Origin of the sequence: Glutamicibacter sp. BW78 (assembly GCF_002332245.1) — a bacterium.
Lineage (GTDB): Bacteria > Actinomycetota > Actinomycetes > Actinomycetales > Micrococcaceae > Arthrobacter_H > Arthrobacter_H rhombi_A.
This window is the reverse complement of record NZ_NRGU01000020.1, coordinates 64625-89044: the sequence shown is the minus strand read 5'-3', so window position 1 is coordinate 89044 and position 24420 is coordinate 64625. Positions and strand designations below refer to the sequence as shown.

17 protein-coding genes, 2 tRNA genes and 1 pseudogene are annotated in these 24420 nt (G+C 65.2%); 12 read left to right on the top strand and 8 right to left on the bottom strand.

The features are described 5' to 3' along the window. The first annotated feature begins 74 nt into the window (after window positions 1-74). The 3 genes from CIK75_RS03370 (at window position 75) to CIK75_RS03360 (ending at window position 2126) form a co-directional block, all read left to right on the top strand. Window positions 75-599 (top strand): hypothetical protein, encoded by a 525-nt coding sequence (locus CIK75_RS03370; RefSeq protein WP_096223209.1) that lies wholly within the window; start codon window positions 75-77, stop codon window positions 597-599. Then, the gene (locus tag CIK75_RS03365; protein ID WP_096223208.1) at window positions 596-1984 is read left to right on the top strand and encodes an FAD-linked oxidase C-terminal domain-containing protein; all 1389 of its coding nucleotides are present in this window, start codon (window positions 596-598) and stop codon (window positions 1982-1984) included. The genes CIK75_RS03370 and CIK75_RS03365 overlap by 4 nt, the downstream gene beginning before the upstream one ends. 65 nt (window positions 1985-2049) lie before the next feature. Further along, window positions 2050-2126: transfer RNA gene (locus CIK75_RS03360), tRNA-Pro, on the top strand. Between the two features lie 109 nt (window positions 2127-2235). Here the strand turns inward: CIK75_RS03360 and CIK75_RS03355 are convergent. Beyond that, the gene (locus tag CIK75_RS03355; protein WP_096223207.1) at window positions 2236-3261 is read right to left on the bottom strand and encodes a LacI family DNA-binding transcriptional regulator; all 1026 of its coding nucleotides are present in this window, start codon (window positions 3259-3261) and stop codon (window positions 2236-2238) included. 40 nt (window positions 3262-3301) lie between these two features. After that, entirely contained in the window at window positions 3302-5083 is a 1782-nt protein-coding gene (locus CIK75_RS03350) for a glycoside hydrolase family 13 protein (RefSeq protein WP_198962384.1), read from the bottom strand. Window positions 5084-5252: 169 nt separating this feature from the next. Here CIK75_RS03350 and CIK75_RS03345 point away from each other — a divergent pair, with 169 nt between their 5' ends. The 6 genes and pseudogenes from CIK75_RS03345 (at window position 5253) to CIK75_RS03320 (ending at window position 15064) form a co-directional block, all read left to right on the top strand. Next, window positions 5253-7160, top strand: a complete 1908-nt coding sequence (locus CIK75_RS03345; RefSeq protein ID WP_096223205.1) for a glycoside hydrolase family 13 protein — start codon at window positions 5253-5255, stop codon at window positions 7158-7160. 269 nt (window positions 7161-7429) lie between these two features. Further along, on the top strand, window positions 7430-9052 hold the full coding sequence (locus tag CIK75_RS03340; protein WP_096223214.1) for an FAD binding domain-containing protein: 1623 nt from the start codon (window positions 7430-7432) through the stop codon (window positions 9050-9052). Window positions 9053-9111: 59 nt separating this feature from the next. Then, window positions 9112-11417: pseudogene (xdhB, locus tag CIK75_RS03335) on the top strand (xanthine dehydrogenase molybdopterin binding subunit). Between the two features lie 12 nt (window positions 11418-11429). Further along, window positions 11430-12236, top strand: coding sequence for a xanthine dehydrogenase accessory protein XdhC (gene xdhC, locus CIK75_RS03330; protein WP_343251886.1), 807 nt, complete (start codon window positions 11430-11432; stop codon window positions 12234-12236). Further along, a complete protein-coding gene (locus tag CIK75_RS03325; protein WP_241895264.1) occupies window positions 12233-13543 on the top strand; it encodes a guanine deaminase in 1311 nt (436 codons plus the stop codon). Before xdhC ends, CIK75_RS03325 begins: the two co-directional genes overlap by 4 nt. 93 nt (window positions 13544-13636) lie before the next feature. Next, a complete protein-coding gene (locus CIK75_RS03320; protein ID WP_096223204.1) occupies window positions 13637-15064 on the top strand; it encodes an NCS2 family permease in 1428 nt (475 codons plus the stop codon). Window positions 15065-15100: 36 nt separating this feature from the next. Here CIK75_RS03320 and CIK75_RS03315 read toward each other — a convergent pair whose 3' ends face one another. From CIK75_RS03315 to CIK75_RS03300, 4 genes are all read right to left on the bottom strand, one after another. Beyond that, window positions 15101-16465 carry a DUF4032 domain-containing protein gene (locus CIK75_RS03315; protein ID WP_096223203.1) on the bottom strand — a complete coding sequence of 455 codons (1365 nt, stop codon included), beginning with the start codon at window positions 16463-16465 and terminating at the stop codon, window positions 15101-15103. A gap of 104 nt (window positions 16466-16569) precedes the next feature. Further along, window positions 16570-17715, bottom strand: coding sequence for a sn-glycerol-3-phosphate ABC transporter ATP-binding protein UgpC (gene ugpC / locus CIK75_RS03310; protein WP_086998981.1), 1146 nt, complete (start codon window positions 17713-17715; stop codon window positions 16570-16572). Window positions 17716-17777: 62 nt separating this feature from the next. Beyond that, window positions 17778-18551 (bottom strand): trehalose-phosphatase, encoded by a 774-nt coding sequence (gene otsB, locus CIK75_RS03305; protein ID WP_241895263.1) that lies wholly within the window; start codon window positions 18549-18551, stop codon window positions 17778-17780. A 2-nt stretch (window positions 18552-18553) separates the two neighbouring features. Then, window positions 18554-20038 (bottom strand): trehalose-6-phosphate synthase, encoded by a 1485-nt coding sequence (locus CIK75_RS03300; RefSeq protein WP_086998985.1) that lies wholly within the window; start codon window positions 20036-20038, stop codon window positions 18554-18556. A gap of 178 nt (window positions 20039-20216) precedes the next feature. Here CIK75_RS03300 and CIK75_RS03295 point away from each other — a divergent pair, with 178 nt between their 5' ends. Further along, entirely contained in the window at window positions 20217-21086 is an 870-nt protein-coding gene (locus CIK75_RS03295) for a thioredoxin domain-containing protein (RefSeq protein ID WP_096223201.1), read from the top strand. A 112-nt stretch (window positions 21087-21198) separates the two neighbouring features. Then, window positions 21199-21275 (top strand) — tRNA-Thr (locus CIK75_RS03290). Window positions 21276-21457: 182 nt separating this feature from the next. Here the strand turns inward: CIK75_RS03290 and CIK75_RS03285 are convergent. After that, window positions 21458-21865 carry a DUF4190 domain-containing protein gene (locus CIK75_RS03285; RefSeq protein WP_241895262.1) on the bottom strand — a complete coding sequence of 136 codons (408 nt, stop codon included), beginning with the start codon at window positions 21863-21865 and terminating at the stop codon, window positions 21458-21460. Between the two features lie 119 nt (window positions 21866-21984). Next, window positions 21985-22734 (bottom strand): MgtC/SapB family protein, encoded by a 750-nt coding sequence (locus CIK75_RS03280; RefSeq protein ID WP_096223200.1) that lies wholly within the window; start codon window positions 22732-22734, stop codon window positions 21985-21987. 283 nt (window positions 22735-23017) lie between these two features. Between CIK75_RS03280 and CIK75_RS03275 the strand changes: the two genes are divergently transcribed. Next, window positions 23018-24420, top strand: a 1403-nt coding sequence (locus tag CIK75_RS03275) for an SH3 domain-containing protein (protein ID WP_158225883.1), incomplete at its 3' end; no start/stop codon positions are given.

Sequence of the window (24420 nt, the reverse complement as noted above, 5' to 3'; positions counted from 1 at the left end):
CCGGGGCCCTACGCATTTAAGGGTGCCGATGGAGCGCCAGCGCACGGTGCCGCCGCTGAAGGTAGTCTTGAAGCATGGACGGCATTTTCTCCCACGCGGAGCCCACACCCGACCCGGGAAGCGACGGAGGCCGGCCCCGGCTGGAACCGGTGGTGGCCTGCGTGACGGTCGCAATGGAATGTGAACAAGCCTATGAAGGGTTCGTCGACTACCTGCACCTCTGGTGGCCTCTGGGCACCGTGGGAACGATGGGTCCAGGCTCCCACCTGGGGATTGAGGATGGACTGCTGATCGAGGAGTCAGAAGAGGGCGAACGCAGGCAGTGGGGGAGCGTGGGTCGTGCAGAACCGCCGGGACGCAGCGAGGCTTCGGAGCGCTCCCATGGCCGGCTGGAATGGGATTTCATCCTCGGCTACGAGCAAGAAGCCCCGACCCACGTAGCGATCGACTTCGAGGAGACCGGCACCGGAGCCACCGACGTGAGGGTCACCCACGACGGCTGGGCTCCCGGCCCGGCAGGTGAAGGCCAACACGAGGTGGCCGAAGCCTGGCCCGAGATCCTGGGCTACTACCAACGGTTCATGGGCGGTGCCGCATGAGCGCACCGGTACAAAAGGTCGATGCCACGCTCGTGGCCGAACGCCTCACCAGCGCACTCGATGCGGAACAAGTCTGCGTTGAAGCCGCCGTGCTGGAGGACTACAGCCACGATTATGGTCACGTGGCCGATCCGCAGGTGCCCTTGGCCGTTGTCTTCGCCAGGGATGCCACCGACGTCCAGCAGGTCGTCCTGCTGGCTGGCGAGCTGGGCTTCTCGGTGATCGCCCGCGGCGCAGGGACCGGGGTCTCCGGTGGGGTCCATGCCACCCGTAATAGCGTGGTCCTCTCCCTGGAACGGATGGACGCCATCCTTGAGATCCGTGCCGAAGACGAAACCGCCGTCGTGCAGTCTGGAGTGATCAACTCCGACCTCAATGATGCGGTGGCCGTCCACGGGCTCATGTATGCCCCCGACCCTGCCAGCCATAAAATCTCCACGATCGGTGGGAATATCGCCACCAATGCCGGGGGACTGCGCTGCGCCAAATATGGGGTCACCCGTGACTCGGTCTTGGCGCTGGACGTCGTGCTGGCCGACGGCCGGCTCATCCACGTCGGACGCAACACCTTCAAGGGGGTAGCCGGCTATGACCTCACCAGCCTCTTCGTCGGATCCGAAGGAACCCTGGGGATTGTCGTTGCGGCCACCGTGAGGCTGCGCTATCTCAGTGCCGACCAACGTTCGATCGTGGCGCTCTTCCCCGATTTGGAGGGTGCCGCCGCGGGCGTACTGGCCATCGGCAAGGCCCGGGTCCAGCCGGCGATCACCGAAATGCTCGACTCCGGAACCATGCAGGTACTGGACTCGATCCACGGAACCCACCTCACCGACCGTGGGGGAGCGATGCTGCTGATTCGTACCGACGGCTACGGGGCGGCCATCGAGGAAGAAGTGATTCGCAAGGTTCTCACCGAGCTGGGGGCAGAAGTCAGTGCCTCGGGTGATGCCACGGCCGCGGAGCTCATCGAGATGCGCAGGAACAGTCGCGGCGACGAACAAGACGACGAGTTCCGGGCCGGCGAGGACATCGCCGTGCCGCGGTCGCAGCTCGTGGGCTATATCCACACGCTCCACGAAATCGCCGACAGGCATCAGGTCTGGGTCAGGGTCGTCTGCCATGCAGGAGACGGCAACCTCCACCCCACCTTCTGGATCGACCCCCGCGAGGGCCAAGCCGGGATGAAGCGACTGGAGGCCGCCTTGGACGAGTCGGTGCGCGCGGCCCTGGACGCTGGAGGAACGATCACCGGCGAGCACGGTGTGGGCCAATATAAGCGCCGCTGGCTGACCTGGGAGCTTGAACCCGACGTCCTGGACCTGCAGTACAGGATCCGCGGCTTGCTGGACCCGCAGGGCCTGTTGAACCCCGGAAAGGGAATCTGAAGCCACCGAACCCGATTAGTGAATTCGGGTCCGAACCGGTAAACTTCTTGAGGTTGATGACCCCACGGGGTGTGGCGCAGCTTGGTAGCGCGCGTCGTTCGGGACGACGAGGTCGCAGGTTCAAATCCTGTCACCCCGACCATCTTCCGGAGAACGAGCCACGGGTTCGAAGAAACCGGAGCAGTCGTCAACCACGGGGACGGGGCCGAGAGATCGGCCCCTTTTTCGTATCCGACCCACTGTCTTTGGCGCTAGGGGCGCGGCGGGGCGCCCGTGGAGGAGCGTGACGTGAACTCCGTGGGAAAGAATCCAGCAGTCGGGTCTGGGCCGCTGGCAGGATCTGTTTCGCCCAGGAGCGTGAGCATTTTGCCCACCGCGGCGGCCCCTTGTCCTCCTGGATCCTGGGCGATGGTTGTCAGCCCGAGGAGCTCGCCGAGCTCGTGTCCGTCGATGCCGATGACCGACACATCCTCGGGCACCCGCAGGCCAAGGTCGCGGGCCGCGAGAATCGCCCCGAAGGCCATCTCATCGGAGGCGCAGACGATCCCCGTGGGGCGCCGACGCGGGCTGGCCAGGACGTTGCGGACCTTCTGGTAGGCGCCCGCTGTGGAGAAATCGGCGGTCAGCAACCAGTCGCGACGGATAGGTACCTCTGCCTGGTCCATGGCGAATTCGAAGCCGTCCTCCCGGGCCGAACCCAGCTTGAAGTCCACCTCGAATTCCTCGGTACCGCCCAGGAAGGAGACCTCCCGATGGCCCAGGCCGATCAGGTGCTCCGTGGCCAGTGCGGCAATATTGAAGTCATCCACCCGAATCGTATCGATCTGGGGGATATATCCCCCGATGGCCACAACCGGTTTACCGACGGAGGCCAGCTGCTCGATCTCCTGGGGCTCCAGTTTGAGCGTGACCGTAATGACCCCGTCGAGGCGTTTGCGCAAGAGTAGTTCCGAGAACACGGAATCCCGGTGACGTTGTTCGCCACCGGTGTTGTACAAGGTGAGATCGTAGCCGGCATCGATCAGAGCGCTGGTGGCCCCCTGCAGCACGGTGGAGAAGAACCATCGGCCTACGGTGGGAACCACCAAACCGATATTCCGGCTACGGCCAGAAGCCAGGGAGGAGGCGTTATAGGACACGACGTAGCCCAATGACTCGGCGGCGGCCTGAACTCGTTCCTTGGCGGCGGCCGAAACCTTCCCGTTGCCGCTCAGGGCACGCGAGACGGTGGCTACTGAGACACCGGCCAATTCGGCCACGTCCTTGATGCCCGCCATGAGCGTCCTTCCGTCCACGGGCGTGGATTCGCCCGGTTGCCTATCGGTGCTGCCGCAGCCAGACCGCAGCATTCGGGGCCAAGAGCCCCACCCCGTCCGCGTCGGTGGTGGCTCCCGGTCCGCTGGAGAGCACAACCTCCCCCTCGGGCAGGGGCACCGGATCGTCCGAGGTGTTGAGCACGACGCCGATGCCGGAGTTCTCGAAGGCAATCACCCCGTCCGCAGGACGGGTATCGAGCCATTGCAGCCCACCGGAGCCGAGCTCCAGCCTACGCCGTGTCGCCAGAGCCTGCCGATACATGGACAAGGTCGACGCAGGATCCCCGTCTTGGGCGGACCGGGCGAGCCGTTCCCAGTCGGCTGGTTGGGGCAGCCAGGAAGTTTGCCCCGGGCCGAAGCCCAGTGTCGGGCCCGAAGGTGTCCAGGGCAGGGGAACACGACAGCCGTCACGACCGACCCGTTGACCGGCAGTGCGGAAGAAGTTCGGGTCCTGACGGAACCTGTCCTCCAAGGTGGTGTGGTCGGGCAACCCCAGCTCCTCACCCTGATACAGATAAGCCCCGCCCGGGAGGCCCAACATGAACACGGTGGCTGCCCGAGCGCGGGCCAACCCCAACTCATGATCGGGTTGCGGATCACGGGGGCCCAGACCGTCGCCGAAACGGACGGCGGCCGTGGAACCAAAACGGGTGACATGTCGGCTGACGTCATGGTTGGACAAGACCCAGGTACTGGGAGCCCCCACCGCGTCGAAAGCCGCCAGTGAACGATCCACCACGGCTCGCAGGGCCCGGGCATCCCACCCGGTATTGAGATACGGGAAGTTGAAGGCCTGTTGCATCTCATCCGAGCGGACCCAGTCGGCGACCGCATCCACCGGTTGGGCGTTGGCCTCGGCACACAGGATGCGTTCGCCGTCGTACTCGGCGAGGATGTCCCGCCACCTGCGGTAGATTTCGTGCACCCCCGGTTGGCCGAACATGGGGGCCTCGGAGAAGGGGAAGCCCGTGCTGGGGGAGCCGTTGGCGTTGCCGCCCCAATCCGGCAGCCCCGGTTTCTTGACCAGGGCATGGGCGACGTCGACCCGGAACCCGGCGACCCCGCGAGCCAACCAAAAGCGCAGGATCCTCTCGAACTCGGCGTGGACTGCCTGCGAATCCCAGTTGAAATCGGGTTGGGAGGAATCAAAGAGGTGCAGGTACCACTGCCCCGCGGTGCCATCGGGTTCGGTGACGCGGGTCCATGCGGGCCCGCCGAAGTGCGACTGCCAATTATTCGGCGGCTCCTGGCCTTCCACGCCACGACCATCGCGGAAGATGAACAGCTCGCGCTCGGCGGATCCCGGACCGGCCGCCCGGGCCGCACGGAAGGCCGTGTGCTCCTCGGAGCAGTGGTTGGGCACCAGGTCGACGATGACACGAAGGCCGAGATCGTCGGCCCGGGCGATGAGTGCGTCGAAGTCGTCAAGGTTCCCGAAGAGGGGGTCCACGTCGGTGTAATCGGAGACGTCGTATCCGGCATCGCGTTGCGGGGAGGGATAGAACGGCGAAAGCCAGACGGCGTCGACCCCCATACCGGCGATCTGGTGCAGCTCGGCGGTGATGCCGGCCAGATTGCCGGTGCCCGAACCGTGCAGATCCCGGAAGGACCGCGGGTAGATCTGATAGATCACCGAACTACGCCACCACGAGCGGTCCGTGGAAGGGGCGTGGGCTAGTGGACCGCGGGCAAAGGCCGGGTGCGGGACCGCTGAGGGGGCATCGGTGCGGGGTGCGGCGGTCGGCAGATCCGACACCGCGCTCACGGCAGGGGCTGGTCGCATGCGCTCCAGCATAGCGGCGGTCGCACCGTCGTGAAAACGTTTGCACACACTCCGGGGCTACGCGTCACGGAAGCCCACGCCGCTCGTGTGAAAGCTTACGATGATGACGTGCATCACCATCGGATTCACCGGAAGCCGACGATGAGAGACTGTCCACCAGGAGGCACCCATGATTCCAGCGCCACACCACGACGGCTCCGCACTCTATGTCGACCGCCAAGACCCCGCCCTGGGTCAGGACGTCGCCGTCCGGCTGCGAGTTCCTGCCGAACAGCCCACCCCCGGAGGGGTCTGGCTGCGCAGCGTCCGCGACGCCGAACCCCATTACGACGAAGCAACCCGTCTCGGGGAGGCCGGCGGCTGGGTCTGGTGGCAAGCCGTGCTGACCGTGGTGAACCCGGTACAGAAGTACCGCTGGGTGATGCGCACCGGGACGGGCTCGCTCTGGGTCAATGCCCGGGGAACCTCCCACCGGGACACCCCCGATGCCCAGGACTTCAGGATCTGCGCCGGTGCCGCGATCCCCGAGTGGATCCACCGTTCGGTCATGTACCAGGTCTTCCCCGACCGGTTCGCCCGCTCGGCTTCGGCAGCTGACCGCGAGCTACCCAGCTGGGCGGTTCCCGCCGACTGGGAAACCAGCGAGGTCATCGGCCGTGGCCCCGACACCCCGTACCAGTACTACGGCGGGGACCTGGCCGGCATTGGCGAACACCTGGACCACCTCGAGGCGATCGGGGCGACCGTGCTGTATCTGACACCGATGTTCCCGGCCCGTTCCAACCACCGCTACGACGCCTCCGACTTCGCAGGGGTCGACCCGCTGCTGGGCGGCGATGAGGCACTGATCCGACTCGTGGCCGATGCCCACGCCCGCGGGCTTCGGGTCGTGGGGGACCTGACGACCAACCACTCCGGGGACGCCCACGAATGGTTCAGGGCTGCCTACCGGAACCCCGAAGCCCCCGAATCCGATTTCTACTATTTCAGCAAGGACAATACCGAGTACCTGGCCTGGCTCGGGGTTGACTCGTTGCCGAAGTTCAACTGGCGCTCACAGGGGCTGCGGGAACGGTTCATCCTGGACGACGATTCGATGGTGGCCCGCTGGCTGCAGCCGCCGTTCAGCATGGACGGCTGGAGGATCGACGTCGGGAACATGACCGGGCGGGCCGGCGCCGACGACTTCAACCACGAGATCGCGGCACTCATCCGCCAGCGGATGCACGACATCAACCCCGAAGCCCTGCTGGTGGCCGAATCCACCTCCGATGCCGCCCCCGATTTCCAGGGGGACACTTGGCAGGGGGCCATGACCTACACCAACTTCACCCGCCCACTGTGGCAGTGGTTGGCCCGTCCGCGCACCTGGCAGGACGACGGCGCCGCGGTCATGCCGCAGGGCAATGTCACCTCCCAGCCGTGGCCCGACTTCTACGGTTTGCCCCAACGGGGGCCCGACAGCACCGGTGCCGAGGAGTTCCTGGACACTCATCTGGACTTCGCCGCAGCCTTCCCCTGGCGGGTGCGCCTGGCGAACCTCAACGCGATCGACACCCACGACACCGCCCGGGCGGCCAGCGCCATCCTTCCCGGCGCGCAACCGTTGGCCGTGGCCCTGCAGTTCACCCTGCCGGGGGTGCCGATGGTCTTCATGGGGGATGAATTCGGGCTCGAGGGTTTCAACGGGGAGAAATCCCGCACCCCCATGCCGTGGGATGATCCGCGCCGGATCCCCGCGGATCTACGCGGCCTCTACGCCTCGTTGTCGGCACTGCGACGGGAGCGTCCGGCACTGACCTCCGGGGGACTGCGGTGGCTGCACGCCGAGGGCGGGACGCTCGCCTTCATCCGCGAAGACCACCACGAAGCGGTTCTGGTGGTGCTCTTTCGCGATGCCGCCCGCGGCCTCCGGCTGGGGGGCCTGAACCCGGAGGCGAACCCGGTGCCTCTCTGGAGCCACGGAACCGTCACCTGTGAGGTGGACGAAGACTCCGGCGTCGTCCTCGGCGCCCAGGCACTCTGCGCGGCGGCCTTCACGCTGCCCGGAACAACCCTCCCCGCTGAACGGCGCTAACGACGGGATGACCGACGCCCATCATGCTGCCGGTTGCGGACCGCGAGGAGACGATCGAAGAAACCCACTTCCGGTTTTCGGACTCTCGATGTAAGCTGCATCACAATAGTCATCACCTGTTCGCATGGATAACCTGGTGTGGCTCTCCTGACCTCGTCGGCCTCAACCATGCCAGCGACAATGCCCCCCACAGTGGAGTGGGCACCGTTGCTGGATAGGTCGGAGGAGGCTCAATCATGACCGATGCCGCGGATCAAACCACCCAGGACATGGCTGCCACGGCCGTGACCGTCAATGACCACGAGATGTCCGTTGCGGACGTCGCCCCGCATACGACCACATTGCAGTGGTTGCGCGGCAGTGGGATCACCGGCCCCAAGGAGGGCTGCGCTGAAGGCGAATGCGGAGCCTGCGCCGTGATGGTCTCCCGCCCCGACGGAGACGGCGGCACCCGCTGGACGTCGATCAACTCCTGCCTGGTCCCTGCCGCCGCACTCGCAGGCCAGGAAATCTACACCGCCGAGGGGCTGGCTTCCTCCGAAGCGCTGCACCCCGTCCAACAGGAAATGGCCGTGCGGGGAGGCTCCCAATGCGGGTACTGCACCCCGGGGTTCGTCTCCTCGATGGCCGCCGAATACTATCGCGAAGACCGCACCGGTTGCGCCTGCGGCCCCGCGGGTTGCGGTTCGGCCCCCACCACCTCGGATATCGTCTCCGCCGCCCAGCCCGCACCCACAGGAAACGAACTTCCGTGGCCGATGGTCGCCCACGACGAGGCCCGGCCCCTCAAATCCTGGCTGCCCCCGCGGACCGGCGGCGCTGCGGAAGCGAGGACCGAACCGGCCACCAGATACGAAGCGACGCCGGCGCATGAACCGGATGTCGGAGCCAATGGGTTCGACCTTCACTCCCTCTCCGGGAACCTGTGCCGGTGCACCGGATACCGGCCGATCCGCGACGCGGCCTTCGCCCTGGGAGCCGTGGACCCCGACGACCCGATCGCCCGGCGACGAGAGCAGGCGGCACCGACCAGTCAGCCGTTGCGCCTCGAGAGCGACGGCGGCACGTTCGTTCGCCCGGTGGATCTCGCCGAGGCCCTGGAGCTTCTGGCCACGACGCAGGACGCCGTCCTGCTGGCCGGCTCCACCGACTGGGGCGTCGAACTGACCATCAAACACCGCCGGGCCCCCCTGACCATCGCCATCGACCAGTTGTCCGAAATGCGGCGGTTCCACGTCGCCGAGGACCATATCGAGATCGGAGCGGCGCTCACCCTCTCGGATGTTGAACGCCTCCTCGGCGGGTCGGTGCCCTTGCTCGGTGAACTCTTCCCGCTGTTTGCCTCCCGACTGATCCGCAATGCCGCGACGATCGGCGGAAACCTGGGAACCGGCTCCCCGATCGGGGATCTGGCGCCGGCGCTGTTGGCCCTAGACGCCGACCTGATACTCAGCTCCCCCCGGGGGGACCGGACGGTGGCCCTGGCCGAGTACTTCACCGGGTACCGGCAAAGTGTCCGGGAGGCGGACGAGCTCATTCGTGCGGTGCGCATCCCGACGCCGGTCGCGCCGCTGGGCAGGTTCTATAAGGTCGCCAAACGCAAATTCGACGATATTTCCTCCGTCGCCGTGGCCATCGCCGCGACCGTCACCGACGGCATGATCGAACAGATCCGCATCGGGGTCGGGGGAGCCGCCGCCACCCCGCTCCGTGCCCGGGACACCGAGGCGGCCTTGCTCGGCCAGCCGTGGACGGCCCCGACGTTCGAGGCCGCCGCCGCGGTGATGGAGGCCGAGGGGACGCCGATGTCCGACCACCGGGCCAGCGCCGCCTACCGCAGTGCCACGCTCGCCCAATCCATACGCCGCTTCTCTGAGGAGGTCGGATCATGAAACCGTTCTCGTCCCGGCCCCTGGCCGAAATCCCCGAAGACAGCGTTGCCGGGGTCGTCATGCCGCACGAGGCGGCGTGGGAACATGTCACCGGTCGGGCGCTGTACACCGACGACCTGCCCCACCGTTCGGCTCATGTCCTGCACGCGTGGCCCTTGCAGGTGTTCTCCGCACACGCCCGGATCGATTCCCTCGACACCTCCACCGCGGCGACCATGCCGGGGGTGGCCCGGGTGCTGACCGCCCACGACGTCCCGGGGAGCAACGATTACGGTGACATCGGGGACGAGACCCTCTTCCCCGAGGAAGTGCAGTTCCACGGCCAACCCGTGGCCTGGGTGCTCGCCGACACCCTGGAAAAGGCACGGCTGGCCAGCGAGGCCATTGAGATCTCCTATACCGAGCTGCCCTCCATCATCACCACCCAGGAGGCCATCGCCGCCGGACAGTTCCAAGGTCCCACGGGAACCCTCCAGCGCGGAGATGCGGATGCGGCCCTCGAGCAGGCCCCCACCGCCTCAGCGGCGGGATCGACATTCAGGGGCAGGAACACTTCTACCTCGAAACCCAGGCATCCTTCGCCACCATCGACGAGGGCGGCCAGGTCTTCATCCAGTCGTCGACCCAGGCACCCAGCCACACCCAAGAGGTCGTCGCCCGGGTCCTGGGGATTTCGTCGAGCCAGGTCACCGTGCAGTGTCTGCGCATGGGGGGAGGCTTTGGCGGGAAAGAAACGAACGCGAACGCGTTCGCCTCCGTCGCCGCCCTGGGCGCCGTACTGACCGGCAGGCCCGTGAGCCTGCGTCTGAACCGCACCCAAGACCTGACGATGACCGGCAAACGCGGTGGATTCCATGCCACCTGGGAGGCAGGCCTGGACGATGAGGGGCGTATCCTCGCCTATAAGGCGGTGCTGACTGCCGATGGTGGTTTCAGCGTCGACCTTTCGCCGGCGGTGGTCAGCCGGGCGTTATGCCATGTTGATAACGCCTACTATCTTCCCAACGTCCACGTGGTCGGCAGGATTGCCCGGACGAATAAGACCTCGCATACTGCCTTCCGCGGTTTTGGGGCCCCGGCAGGAATGATCGTGACCGAAGACCTGCTGGGTCAGGCGGCCACGAAACTGGGGATGAGCGAAGAAGAGATCCGCCGCCGGAACTTCTACACCCCGGGCCAGACCACACCCTACGGGCAGGTCGTCAGCCAGGCGTCACGTATGGAGGATATCTGGGACAAGCTCCTGGACACCAGTGACTACGATGACCGGCTGCGCGGCATCACGGAATTCAACGCCCGGCACCCGCACCTCAAACGCGGGCTGGCCATCACCCCGGTGAAATTCGGTGTCTCCTTCAATAAGCCGGTCCTGAACCAGGCCGGTGCCCTCGTGCTCATCTACCGGGACGGATCGGTACTGATCAATCACGGAGGCACGGAGATGGGCCAGGGGCTGCACACCAAAATGTTGCATGTCGCCGCGACCGCGCTAGGCCTCCCGCTGCGCCGGGTACGCCTGGCCCCGACCCGGACCGATAAGGTGCCCAACAGCTCGGCCACCTCCGCCTCGACCGGTTCGGACCTCAACGGAGGGGCGGTGAAGAACGCCTGCGAACTCATCCTCGACCGGTTGGCACCGGTGGCCGCAGGGATGCTGGGCGTGAACTCCAACGACGTCCGGATCAGCGGGGAGGTCGTCAGCGGTCTGGGAACGAAGAACACCGTGGGCTGGACAGAACTCGTCGAGACGGCCTACCAACAACGGGTGTCCCTGTCGGCGACCGGCTACTTCCGCACGGAAGGCCTCTACTTCGATCCGAGCACCTATCAGGGCAACGCCTTCAAGTATTACTCCCGCGGGGCAGCCGTGGCCGAGGTCGAAGTCGACGGGTACACCGGGGCGTATACGACACGGCAGGTGGACCTGCTGCACGACGTCGGAAGTTCGCTGTCGCCGTTGATCGACCTCGGGCAAATCGAGGGGGCCTTCGTCCAAGGAGCCGGTTGGCTCACCCAGGAGGACCTGCGCTGGGATACCAGCGATGGTGCGCAGCGGGGCAAACTGCTCACCCAGGCGGCGAGCACCTATAAGTTGCCGTCCTTCTCGGAACTGCCGCAGGTGTTCAACGTCGACCTCTACGTCCACCCCACCGATGACGGCAGCGTCTATGGTTCCAAGGCAGTGGGGGAGCCGCCCCTGATGCTCGCGATTGCCGTGCGGGAAGCGTTGCGGGCAGCCGCAGCGGCTTTCGGGGAGCCGGGACAACAGGTCGAACTGCCGTCCCCAGCCACCCCCGAAGCCGTGTACTGGGCGCTGGACCACGTCCGGCGCGGGGCCCCCGACCCGGCCCTCGCGGCCGAATGACGGTGGTGGGACATGATGGATTGGATCAGTGGAATCACCCGTGCCCGCGCTGCCGGGACCGCGGGGATCCTCGCGACGATCATCGACGTCCGGGGACATTCCCCCCGGGAGGTCGGTGCGAAGATGTTCATCGGCGCCGAGACCGCTTCGGGCAGTGTCGGCGGAGGCAATATGGAAGCCACCATCACCGAGCAGGCCCGCACCATGCTGACCAACGGGGCGGACACGGTCGTGGAAACCGAGTTCGGCCTCAACGAACACGCGCAGGTCGCCTATGGCACCCAATGCTGCGGCGGGACCGTCCGGGTGCTCCTTGAACCGATCGGTCGACGTCCCACGGTAGCGATCTTCGGTGCCGGCCACGTCGGCAAGGAGTTGGCGCGGATCCTCAGCCGCACCAATGTGACCCTCCACCTGGCCGATTCCCGGCGAGGCATGGTCGACGAAACTCTGGCCGAGACCCTGGAATCGGGGGCTGCCACCGTGCACCTGCACACCCTGCCGGCCCCCGAGACACTCATGGCCGCGCTCCCGGAGGACGCCCATGTGCTGATCCTGACCCACGACCACGCCGAAGACCTGATCCTGTGCGACGCCGCCCTACGGCGCGAAAGCATCGGGAGCATCGGAGTCATTGGCTCCTCCGCCAAATGGTCCAGGTTCCGCATGAAACTTGCCGCCGAGGGCCACACCGAGTCGGCTATCGAACGTATCCAATGCCCGATCGGGGTTCCCGACCTCACCGGGAAACACCCCGCCGTCATCGCCATCAGCGTCGCCGCCGACCTGATGCGCGTCTTCCAGAAAGCCACCCCATGACCCATGATTCCCTTGCGCCCGTGACGATCGTCCACGCTCTCATCCTGGACACTCCAGAGGACCCCTTCCACGGCGGTGAGCTGCGCGCCGAAGAATGCGCGCTCGCCGTCATCGACGGGGTGATCACCTTCCGCGGGCCCCTCTCCGAAGCACAACAACGCTATCCGGCAGCAACACTGACCACGGTGAAGGGGCTGCTGCTTCCCGGGCTGGTCGACACCCATGTGCACTACCCGCAAGTGCGGATTATCGGTGGGCTGGGGATGCCGCTGCTGGAATGGCTCGATCACTGTGCCCTGCCCGAGGAAGCCCGGATGGCCGATCCGGCCCATGCCCAGGCGGTGGCCAGCGAGTTCGTGAACGGACTGATTGGTGCAGGAACCACCACGGCACTGGCCTTCGGCGCCCATTACGTTCCCGCGACCGACGCACTGTTCCGTGCCGCACACCACAGTGGTCTGCGCATGACTGCGGGCCTCGTCGTTGCCGACCAGGTCCTGCGCGAAGACCTCCGAACCACCCCCGAACGAGCCGCCCGGGAGGCCGCCGGACTGATCGAAGCGTGGCATGGGAAGGGGAAGCTGCGGTACGCCGTCACACCGCGTTTCGCCCTGTCAGCGAGCGCCGACCTGCTCGACTCCTGCCGGGAGACCCTCAACGGCACTCCCGATCTATTCTTCACCTCCCATGTCAACGAGAACCCGGCAGAAATGGCGGCGGTGGCCGAACTCTTCCCGGACGCCTCGAACTACAGCGATGTCTACGACCGGCGCGGCCTGCTCGGGCGCCAGAGCCTCCTGGCCCATAACGTCCACCCGACCGACGCCGAACTGGCCCGACTCGGTGAGACAGGCACCGCGGTCGCCCACTGCCCCTCCTCGAACTCCTCCCTCGGCAGCGGCCTGTTTCCGCTGCGAAGACACCTCGAGGCGGGGGTGCGAGTCTCGCTGGGCTCCGATGTCGGCGCCGGGACCGGATTCAACCATTTCAAGGAAGGCCTACAGGCCTACTTCCATCAGCAGCTGCAACCGGACGGGGTACCCCTGGGTCCCGCGCATCTGCTCCATCTGGCTACCGTGTCCGGGGCCCGGGCACTGGGGCATGACGACGTCGGCCATCTCAGCGTCGGTGCCGTCTTCGACGCGATCGAGGTCAACCCGCCATCCGGGACACCCCTGGAAGCCATCCTGAAGAATGCTCCCAGCGCCGACCGCGCCCTGGCAGCAGTCTTCGCCAACGGGACAAGCGCGGATCTCGACCGCGTCTGGATGGGCGGTGTGGCGACTCATACCCGTACGCCAGAGTGATGTTCCAGACCCCCGCGGGTCAGCCGGGCCATCGTCCTTTGTGGATTTGATGAACCGCACCGTGGTGGTCCCACCAATGCTCAAAGGAGAGCAATGAGTACCAACACCCCAAAACGTGAAAGTGATCCGCCGCAACAAACCGCCGTCGCCGGTCGGAGCGTGATCGACAGATACTTCAAGGTCTCCGAACACGGCTCGACCTACGGCATCGAGATACGTGCCGGCATCACGACCTTCCTGGCGATGAGTTACGTCATCTTCGTCAACCCGAGCATTCTCAACGATGCCATGGCCGGCCAGATGCCCGAGGTGGGCAACCTGTTCACCCAGCTGGTCATGGTCACCTGCATGGCCGCGATCCTGGGCTCGCTGTATATGGGTTTGATTGCCCGCTACCCCTTCGCCCAGGCACCCGGCATGGGGCTGAACGCCTACTTCTCCTACACGGTCGTGCTGGGCTTGGGATACCGCTGGGAGACGGCGCTCGGCGCCGTCTTCATCTCCGGTGTCCTGTTCATCATCCTCAGCGTGTTCGGCATCCGGCAGGCGATCGCCAAGGCGCTGTCGACCAGTATGAAATACGCGATCACCGCAGGTATCGGTGCGTTCTTGGCCTTCCTGGGCATGAAGAACATGGGATTCGTGGTCAGCAACGACGCGACACTGGTCAGCATCGGGGACGTCACCAAACCGCACGTCTGGTTGGGGATGCTCGGACTGCTCATCATCGCCGTGCTGATGAAACTCAAGGTCAGGGCGGCGATCCTCTTGGGGATCATCGCCACGACCCTCATCGCGGTCATCAGCCGTCTGCCGGTCTACCCGGGGGCCGAGGAGGGCACCTTCGCGGCGTTCGGCGGCTTCGGTGGCTCACCGGTCCAAATGCCGATCTGGCCCAGTGACCTGGCCTTCCACCTGGATATCGGTGGGGCGTTGGGGGCAGGACTGCTCTCGGTGGTATTCACGTTCTTCTTCGTCGATTTCTTCGACGCCACCGGAACGCTCACCGGTCTGAGCCAACGCGCCGGCATGATCGGCAAGGATGGTGAAATGCCGCGAGCAAAGACCCTGTTTTCGATGGACGGGCTCGCAGCGCTCAGCGGTGCGGCACTGGGTACCTCGACCACGACCGCTTATGTCGAGTCGGCTGCCGGGGTCGAAGAAGGGGGCCGTACGGGGCTGACAGCGGTCACCGTGGCCGGCTTCTTCGGTCTGGCGATGTTCTTCTCACCGGTCATCGCCGCCGTACCAACCTCCGCCACGGCACCGGCACTCATCCTCGTCGGAGCGCTGATGATGGAGGGGGCACGCCATATCGAATGGGATGACATCTCCGAATCGTTGCCCGCGTTCCTGACGATCATCGTCATGCCCTTGACCTTCTCGATCGCCGAAGGTGTGGCCGTGGGCATCGTCTCCTACGCGCTCATCAAGGTGTTCTCGGGGCGGATCAAGGAAGCGCACTGGATTCTCTATCTCATCGGCGCGCTGCTGATTGTGCGGTGGATCTGGCTGGGGTGACCCTAGCGGACGGGCCCGTCGATCCAGCCCGGGGTCCTACTCCCCACCCTCGGGCTGGTCGACGGCGTCCAAGACCCCCGACGGGGGGTTGAGCATGATCGCCGCCTCGTCGCGGCGGTGACGCAGGATCGTCTCGATATAGGACTCGATGGTCTCGGCCATCGGGACGTTGCTGCCACGCTGCTCGGAGATGAACCAGCGGTGCTCGAGCACCTCATGGACCAGCTGGGCCGGTTCGAGCTTGCCATGGAGTTCGCGCGGAATCGCCTCGGTGATGGGTTCGAAAACCTCGTGGACCCATTGGGCCGCATTGAGTTCCTCATCCATCTCCGGGTGCTTGCGGGCGCGGAAGGCATCGATGTCATTGAGTAGCCGTCGAGCCTGGAACTCCTGGACATCCAAACCGGTCAGACGCAGCAGCCGGCGTTGATGGTGCCCGGCGTCGACGACCTTGGGCTGGATCTGAAGTTGGGTGCCGTCGGCGGTGGTCCGCAAGGCGATTTCGTCGACGTCGAAGCCCAGATCATTGAGCCGGCGGATCCGCTCATCGACCCGCCACCGTTCGGCCAGATCGACGTGGTCGCGGCGGGTGAGTTCCTGCCACAGCCGGTGGTAGCTGTCCATGATCTGCTCGCTGGTGGCCAGCGGGTCGACCGAGTCCTCGATCAACGAGGCCTCCATCAGATCCATGAGTTCACCGGCAATATTGACCCGGGCAATCTCCAGGTCGTACTCGCGTTGGCCCTCGGACAGGGAGGGATACAGTTCTCCCGTTTCGGCGTCCACGAGATAGGCGGCGAACGATTCGGCGTCGCGGCGGAACAGCGTGTTCGACAGGGAGACATCACCCCAGTAGAAGCCGGCCAGATGCAGCCGGACCAACAACAACGCCTGGGCGTCGATGAGCCGGTGCAGCGTCTCGCGCCGCAGCCGCTGGGAGAAGAGGGCGCGATAGGGCAGCGAATACTTCAGATGACGGGTGACCAGGACCGGGTTGAGTTCGTCGCCGTTCTCGTCGGCACGTCCGGTGATCACGGCCACCGGCTCCACGCAGGGGACCCCCAACCGGTTGAGTTTGCGCAGCATATGGTATTCGTGCCGGGCAATATGCTCCCCGGTCTCCTTGACCGCGATCACGGTTTCGCCCAGCAGCGCGAAGCGGACGACGTGGCGGGAGATGCCGCGCGGCAGCGCTGCCAGGTTCTTTGCGGGCCATTCCTCCAGGGGGATATGCCAGGGCAGGTCAAGCAGCGCCGAATCCATGGTGGCCGACGTGATGTTCAACGAACCGCCCAGCGACGTGCGCGGGGTTTCGTCGCTGATCGCGGTTTCGCGGGGAAGCTTACCGTGCTGGCTGTAATCGGTCGGTTCGTTATGCCAGCTGGCATAGTGGCGGGTCATCGCATCCTCGGTTCTGCACGGGGCCCACGGGCTGGAGGGGGGTGGAACGACGGCGGCCCCGCCTTCGCGGTGAAGGCGGGGCCGCCGTCGGCTACCGGTGGTGGTTACTCGGAATCGACGAGGTTCTCCACGTCGGCCAGCGAGGCCTGCGGGGCGTTGGCCGCCTCGGGATCACCCAGGCGCTGCCCGGTCTTGGTGTCGAACATGTGGATGTGCTCGGCCTTCGGGCGCACCATCACGGTGGAACCCTTCAGTGGGGGCCTGCGACCATCCACGCGGATGACCATCGGGTACTCGCGGCCGTCCAAGGTGGCGTGGCCGTACACGTAGGCGTCGGCGCCGAGTTCCTCGACGACGTCGACCTCGACGTCCAGGCCTTCACCGGCCCCGACGATCTCCAGGTCTTCGGGGCGCACGCCCGAGGTGATCGTCTGGCCGTTGGCCTCGGCCAGGACGGCCGGGTCCACCGGGTAGGTGTAGTTGCCGAATTCGATGCCACCGGAAACGGCGGGCAGTTCCAGCAGGTTCATGGCGGGGGAGCCGATGAAGCCGGCAACGAAGACGTTGGCCGGACGGTCGTAGAGGTTGCGAGGGGTGTCCACCTGCTGCAGGATCCCGGCGTTGAGGACCGCGACGCGGTCGCCCATCGTCATGGCCTCGACCTGGTCGTGGGTCACATACACGGTGGTGACGCCCAGACGACGGGTCAGTGAGGCGATCTGCGTACGCGTCTGCACACGCAGCTTCGCGTCGAGGTTCGACAACGGCTCGTCCATGAGGAAGACCTGCGGGGAACGCACGATCGCGCGGCCCATGGCCACACGCTGGCGTTGGCCGCCGGAGAGGGCCTTGGGCTTGCGGTCCAGGTAGTCCTCGAGGTCCAGCAGCTTGGCGGCCTCACGGACGCGTTCGGCGCGTTCGGCCTTGTCGATGCCGGCGATCTTCAGGGCGAAGCCCATGTTCTCGGCGACCGACATATGGGGGTAGAGCGCGTAGTTCTGGAAGACCATGGCGATGTCACGGTCCTTCGGCGGGACGTCGGTGACGTCGCGATCGCCGATGAGGATCCGTCCCGAGTTGACGTCCTCCAGCCCGGCGAGCATGCGGAGTGATGTTGACTTGCCGCAACCTGAAGGCCCGACGAAAACGAGGAATTCCCCGTCAGCAACATCGAGGCTGAGCTTATCGACTGCGGGCTTCGAAGTGCCCGGGTAAAGCCTGGTTGCCTGGTCAAAAGTGACTGTGGCCATGATTGATCTATCCCCTCACGGGCAGGTACGTGCCCGACGGTCCGTTGTGAATGGTGTCACAATCATCGCACACCGAGGGCCAATTGCAGAAGAGCCGGGACGTCACCAATTCCGTCGACCCGGAACGGGGCACGCGTTTTCCCCGGCCCGACCTTGACCCCGACGTCGCCCCGACGCAGGACGGAGAAGGCGTCTTCGTCGGTCACGTCGTCGCCGGCAAAGAGCACCGCATCGGCGTCAACCACCTCGCGTAGCCAGTTCAAACCGGCACCCTTATCCGCCCGGATGACCGAGGCTTCGAGGACGTTCTTGCCATCCGAGAGGCTCAACCCGGACAGGGCTTCCAACCGGCTCCGGGCCTTTCGAAGGGCGGCCGCACCCACCGCGGGTTCGGCCTGCCTGACATGGAGGACGACGCCGGCCGGCTTATGTTCCAGCGTGGTCCCCGGATGCGCTGCGGAAACGTCCTCGAGCCGGGAGACCGCCGCGGCGAGCAAGGTCTGCTGTGCTGGGCCGAGCTCCAGGCTGCCGGCATCGGCGGCCAGTTCAGGGGGCGCCCATAGCTGGCCGCCGTGGCTTCCGGCCAGCAGGACGCGGGGCCCCGGGCGGGCCACGGCGCGCAAGCTGTCCAGATCCCTGCCGGAGAGGAGTGCGGTGACGGTATTCTCCGCCTCACCCAGCTCGGCAAAGGCCTCCGCGGCGGCAGGCAGGGCGCGGGCATCTCCTGGCCGGTCCACGAAGGGGGCCATGGTGCCGTCGAAGTCCATGGCCACCAAAAGCAGCCCGACGTCGCCCAGTCCGTCCACGGCGCGACGAAGTGCGGCATCCAGAGCCATGGTCAGTCCTCCTCGGCCTGGGCCAGTGAGGCCAGGAAGTCGCGGGACCAGCGGGCCACGTCGTTGGTGCTGACCTGGCGACGCATGATGCGCATCCTCCGCGCTGCCTCCTGCTCCGGCATGCGGATGGCATCGAGAATGGATTCCTTCATCCCATCGATATCGTGCGGGTTCACCAAGACGGCGTGGCGCAACTGGTCGGCGGCCCCGGCAAACTCGCTGAGCACCAGGGCCCCTCGGTTATCGGCATGGGCCGCCACATATTCCTTGGCGACCAGGTTCATGCCGTCGCGCAGGGCGGTCACGAGCATCACATCGGCGGCCAAATAGAGGGCAACCATCTCCTCGACCGGGTAGCTGTGGTGCAGATAGCGCACCGCTGTGTGGCTCATCGTGTCGTATTCGCCGTTGATCCGTCCGACACTTCCTTCCACGTCCTCGCGCAGGGTGATGTAGTGGTCGACGTGTTCACGGCTGGGGCTGGCGACCTGGACCAGGGTGGCCTGACCCACGGTGAGTTCCTGGTCGGCGAGCAGTTCTCCGAAGGCCTTGATGCGGTGGCGGATGCCCTTGGTGTAGTCCAGCCGGTCGACGCCGAGCAGGATCACATCAGGATCGCCCAGATCGGCGCGAATCTCCCGTGAACGAGCCAGAACTGCGGGGTCCTCGGCCAATGCGGCGATCAAGGCCGAATCGATGGAAATCGGATGGGCTTCGGCCCGGGCCACCCGGTGCGGTGTCCCGTCCTCGTCCTGGACGTGCACACGCTGGGATTTGACCGTGAAACCGAGGTAACGCTTCACGCAGCGCAGGAAGTTGCTGGCATCGGATTGGCGTTGGAAGCCGATCAGATCGGCACCGAGGATCCCCTCAAGGACCCGGTGACGCCACGGCAGCTGCGCGAAGATCTCCATCGGGGGGAAGGGAATGTGGTTGAAGAAGCCGATCCTCAAATCCGGGCGCATGGCCCGCAACAACCGGGGGACCAGCTGAAGCTGGTAGTCCTGCACCCAGACCGTGGCGCCCTTCGACGCCGCCGCTGCTGCGGCTTCGGCAAAGCGCACGTTGATCTCGCGGTAGCGGTCCCACCAGGTGCGGTGGAACTCCGGGGGCATGATGACATCGTGGTAGAGCGGCCACAGGGTGGAGTTGGAGAAGCCCTCGTAGTACAGCTCGACATCCTCTTGGCTCAGCGGCACCGGAACCAGATGCATGCCATCTTCCTTGAACTCTTCGAGTTCCTCGTCCGTGGCCCCATGCCAACCGACCCAGGCGCCTTCGGCCGAAGCCATCACCGGTGCCAGGGCGGTGACCAGGCCGCCGGGGGAGCGGCGCCACTGAGCGGTGCCCTCGGCCGTGACAACCCGGTCCACGGGCAGCCGGTTGGCGACGACGACGAAGTCGAATTCCCCGGTGATGGGCTTCTTCTCGGCGGTGACGGGGGCCCGGCGCTCGCGTGACGCCGTCGTACTGCGGTAATCCTGCATGCTGTTGACTGTATTGGGCACGGCTTGCCTCCTTGGGGTGCGTGGACGTACCTCTTCTGCCCCGAGCTTATGCGTCCGGGCCAGCCCCTGCACTTCTCTCATGGCTGGCGCACAGGAACGGTGCCCTAAACTAAGTGGGGTTTCCCTGTCCGATCCAGCAGAGTAGGAATGTACTTTCATGGCATCAAACACCCCGCGGCCGCCGAAGGCCGAGAGGAACGCCACGGCCCGAGAGCAGGCCCGGCAGCTCCATGCACGGCAACAGACGGCCGCGAAGCGCAACTCCCTGTTCTTGAAGCTCGGCGTCGTGGTGGCGGTCGTGGCGATCATCGCGATCGTCGTGACGCTCGTATTGCAGAATAACAAGACGAGCATCCCCGATGCCGGACAGGCCCCGTCGCACGGCAATAAGTTCGGTGGTTACACGCTCACCCCTGACGGTCTGACCGATACCCCGACCATGTCGGTCGATAAGGATGCTGTCCCCGATGCCGGGACCATCGACGGCAAGAAGGTCCCCGGTGGCGTCACCGAAGGCAAGAAGGGCGAGCCCGTCCAGGTCGTCATCTACGCGGATATGAGCTGCCCGGTCTGCAAGGACTTCGAGACCCAGTACGGTGCCGAGCTGGAAAAAATGGCCGACGACGGTGACATCACCCTCGAATACCGGATCGCCACGTTCCTGGACCGCATGTCCTCGACGAACTACTCTTCGCGGGCAGCCAACGCCGTGGCCTGTGTCGCCGACAGCAAGCCCGAGGCGTTCAGCGACTACCTGACCGCACTGTTCGAGCAGCAGCCCGAGGAAGGTGGCGCGGGCCTGCCCAATGCGAAGCTGGCCAAGATCGCCGAGGAGTCGGGGGCCGGAGACATCTCCTCCTGCGCCGACGGCACCGAATTCCGGCCGTGGGCCGACTACGTGAACGCCGGTTTCCAGAAGTACGAGATCGGCGGAACCCCTTCCGCCTACATCAACGGTCACGAATGGAAGATCGGCGAAGAGGACTTCAAGCAGGTCCTCGACAAGGCAGTGGCCGACAATAAGTAGCCCCAGCCAAGGTCTCTTCACGGGCGGTCCCTGCTTCGGCGGGACCGCCCGTTTCCGCACCGGAGGGCACCTAGGCTAATCTTGTTCATGCTGCCGGGCTTCCGGCGCACATGCCTCCTTAGCTCAGCTGGCCAGAGCACCTGTCTTGTAAACAGGGGGTCGCCGGTTCGAATCCGGCAGGGGGCTCCACCGAAAGTGAAGCATCAACAGGGCGGGCCCGACCAGGGCGTTGACGTTCCGGCCTGTTATGGCCCACAGGGTCAGTAGCAGTCCTGACTCACATGACCTCGGAGCTCTCCGGGGTCATTCGTGGTTTGGCGAGGGCGCGCGTCGTATCGGCGGCTACCCCCGAGAGCCGCTCTGGAGGGGGCCTAGAAGATCATGCGCAGCAGAAAAAGCCCGACCCACACATAGCCGATGATCAGGCCGGAGAGGGCCAGCCCCGCTCCACCCTCACCAGTTTGGCGGATCTGGGATCGGGCGATGTGCCCGAAGATGATTCCGAGGATGCCGGTGAATATGCCCAAAACCAGGGCAAGGATGGCGAACAGGTTCGTCTGTGGCAGCACGGGCTGCTGATACATCGGTTGCCCGTTCATGGTGTAGCCGATTTGGGTGGGTACGCCCTGCGGTTGCCCGGCATTGAAATTCGCAGCGACGCCGGCCCTCGGCCTATTGGATGACTTCAGAACAATGACAAGAACGAGTCCGACAACCATGACGGCCACCAGGGCGATCACCCCGAGTATCAAAATGTGCCAGCCCTGCAATCCGCCCACGGTTCCCCTTCCACGGCGATGGTCGGGCCACCGCAACGATTTTTCTTCCCTATTACTGTCCCACCTAGGCCCGGCGTCCTGTCTACCCGTGCTGCGTCATGCTGACTGGCCTACTCGGCCTAGTCTTCCACGGTAACGCCGGTGACGTTCGCCAGCTCCGAGAGCCGGTGGACCAGCTCGTTGAGTGCTCCTGTCCCTTCGATCTCCAGTTCGACTCCGACCTCGCCCGCGGTGGATTGCTGTTCGGGTCCCTTCATCAGCCGGCTCATGGTCCCGCCGTTTCCGGCATCTTCGCGTTCGGTGGAGAACCCCTGGATTTGGAAGCCTTGGGTGGTGCAGGCCTGGAGGATCGCACGTAATGCGCCGGTGCCGTCGACATAGCTGACCCGCAGGCCATGCTCGGTCCGGTTGCCCAGAGACGTGCGACGGACGATCCACGGGTAGGTGTAGGCGACCACATAGTGGGCGAAGACCACGAAAACCGCGGGAACGATCAGGCCAGCACCCGATGCTGTGCCGATGGCCGCGGTCAGCCACACCGACGCAGCGGTGGTCAGGCCGCGGACCTTATTGCGCCGAACGAAGACGAGACCGGCGCCGATGAAGCCGATGCCAGAGACGATTTGGGCTGCGACACGGGACGGATCGAGGTTGATGTGCTCTTGGACGGCAGGGGCGATCACGTCGGAGAACCCATACTTGCTCACAATGGTGAACAAAGCGGCACCGACACCGACCAAAGTGTGGGTGCGCATACCCGCCGATTTGGCCTTGAGCTGGCGTTCGAACCCGATGGCCGTGGACAGGACGAGGGCAACCGATAGACACAGCAGCATCTGCCACCAGGTGGTTTCCCCGGACAGGATCATGATTTCGACTCCTTCGTGGCGCGGAAGAACCCACCATCGCTAGGCCATATTCCCTCAGTGCCTCCCATCATCGCGCTGGTGAAGCGCGGATGCCAGCCGTTGCCGGATTCCAGAAGGAACGATCCTGCCCTATTATCAAAGTTGCGCTGAAACTGGGTGGTTCAGCGACGGCTTGCGGCGCTCCATCGGCAAGCAGGGGGGAAGCGGATCTTTTCGCTGCCCAAATCATCTGAACCAAGGGCAGTACACCGTTATCCCTACTTGTGAATGTTGAGCGCGAAAAATGAATAAAACCCGAAACCTGCTGTGGTCTACAGCGACCGCACTGGCCTTGATCGCTGGCACCGTGGGGGTGGCCCCGGTTCAAGCAGCCCCGCCCAAAGATCATGTGGTCTCGCCGCTTAAGCCCAAAACCTATAGGTATTCCTCACCGCAAGGGCCGCGATGCATCCCGGTGCGCAACGGCACCACCATGCATCTCGGCCAAGACCTTCCAGCAAATGAGGGCAATGCGATCTATGCCGTGGCCGACGGTGTGGTGACAGCCACCCATCGAGGGGCCCGCGGAGGTTCCTCGGGCTACCTCATTGTCCGGCATGTCCTCTCCGGGAACACCTACTACACGGCCTACATCCACATGTGGGATGGCGGGAAGTTCGTCAAGGTCGGGCAGAAGGTCAAAGCGGGGCAGAAGATTGCCGAGGTCGGCAATTCCGGCCCGTCGACAGCCCCCCACCTGCATTTCGAGGTTTGGGGATCTGCCGGGTGGATGAAGGGCCCGACCATCGAACCGATGGCCTGGCTGAAGCGCTATGGCGTGGATATGCGCGCCAACGCGAGCGTCGTCTATAACTTCACGCTGCCTAAAAGCTGCAATTACTGGGCGGCCAGCGATCTGAACCTGCGCTCGTCCTCATCGTCGGGCTCCAAACTGGTCAAAAAGGTCCCCAAAGGCACCCCGATGACCAGCACCCCGGGAGCCTACTTGAACGGCTACGTCAAGGTCGTTGCCGCCGGTACGAGTGGGTGGGCACTACATGGAGCCGTGTCCCCGACTCGGGTCACCGCGTCGACCAACGACATTGAGGTCGTCCCGCTCTCGACCGCGGACTACAGCACCACCGGTGCGGTGAACCTGCGCCAGGGGCCGTCGACCGCATATAAGAGTCTCGGCGTTGTCCCGAAGAACGCTCAGGTCAAGGTCAACGGCACGGCTGGCGGCTGGATGAGGGTGGTATATAAAACCGGATCCACCTCCACCACCGGATTCATCGCCGGCTCCTATCTCAAACGTTCCGCACCGGCCGTCACCAAGCCGCCGGTGACGAAGCCGAAACCTGCAGCCCCGGCGAAACCCACCAAATCTGTGCCCCGCCAGACCACCTCCGCAGTCAACATGCGTCGCGGCGCGGGGACGAGTCACCCGACCGTCTTGGTCCTGCCAAAGGGTGCGAAGGTCGCGGAGATTTCAGCTTCCGGCGGTTGGTCCAAGGTCACATACTCCGGCAAGACCGGCTACGTTGCTACGTCCTTCCTGAGAAACGTTCCGTCCACGCCCGCGAAGGCGCCAGTCAAGAAGCCTGCAAAGGCTCCCGTGAAGGCTCCTGCGAAGAAGCCTGCCGCGAAGTCGGTCACGAAGGTGACGAAGGCAAACCTGAACATGCGTTCGGGTGCGGGGACGAAGTA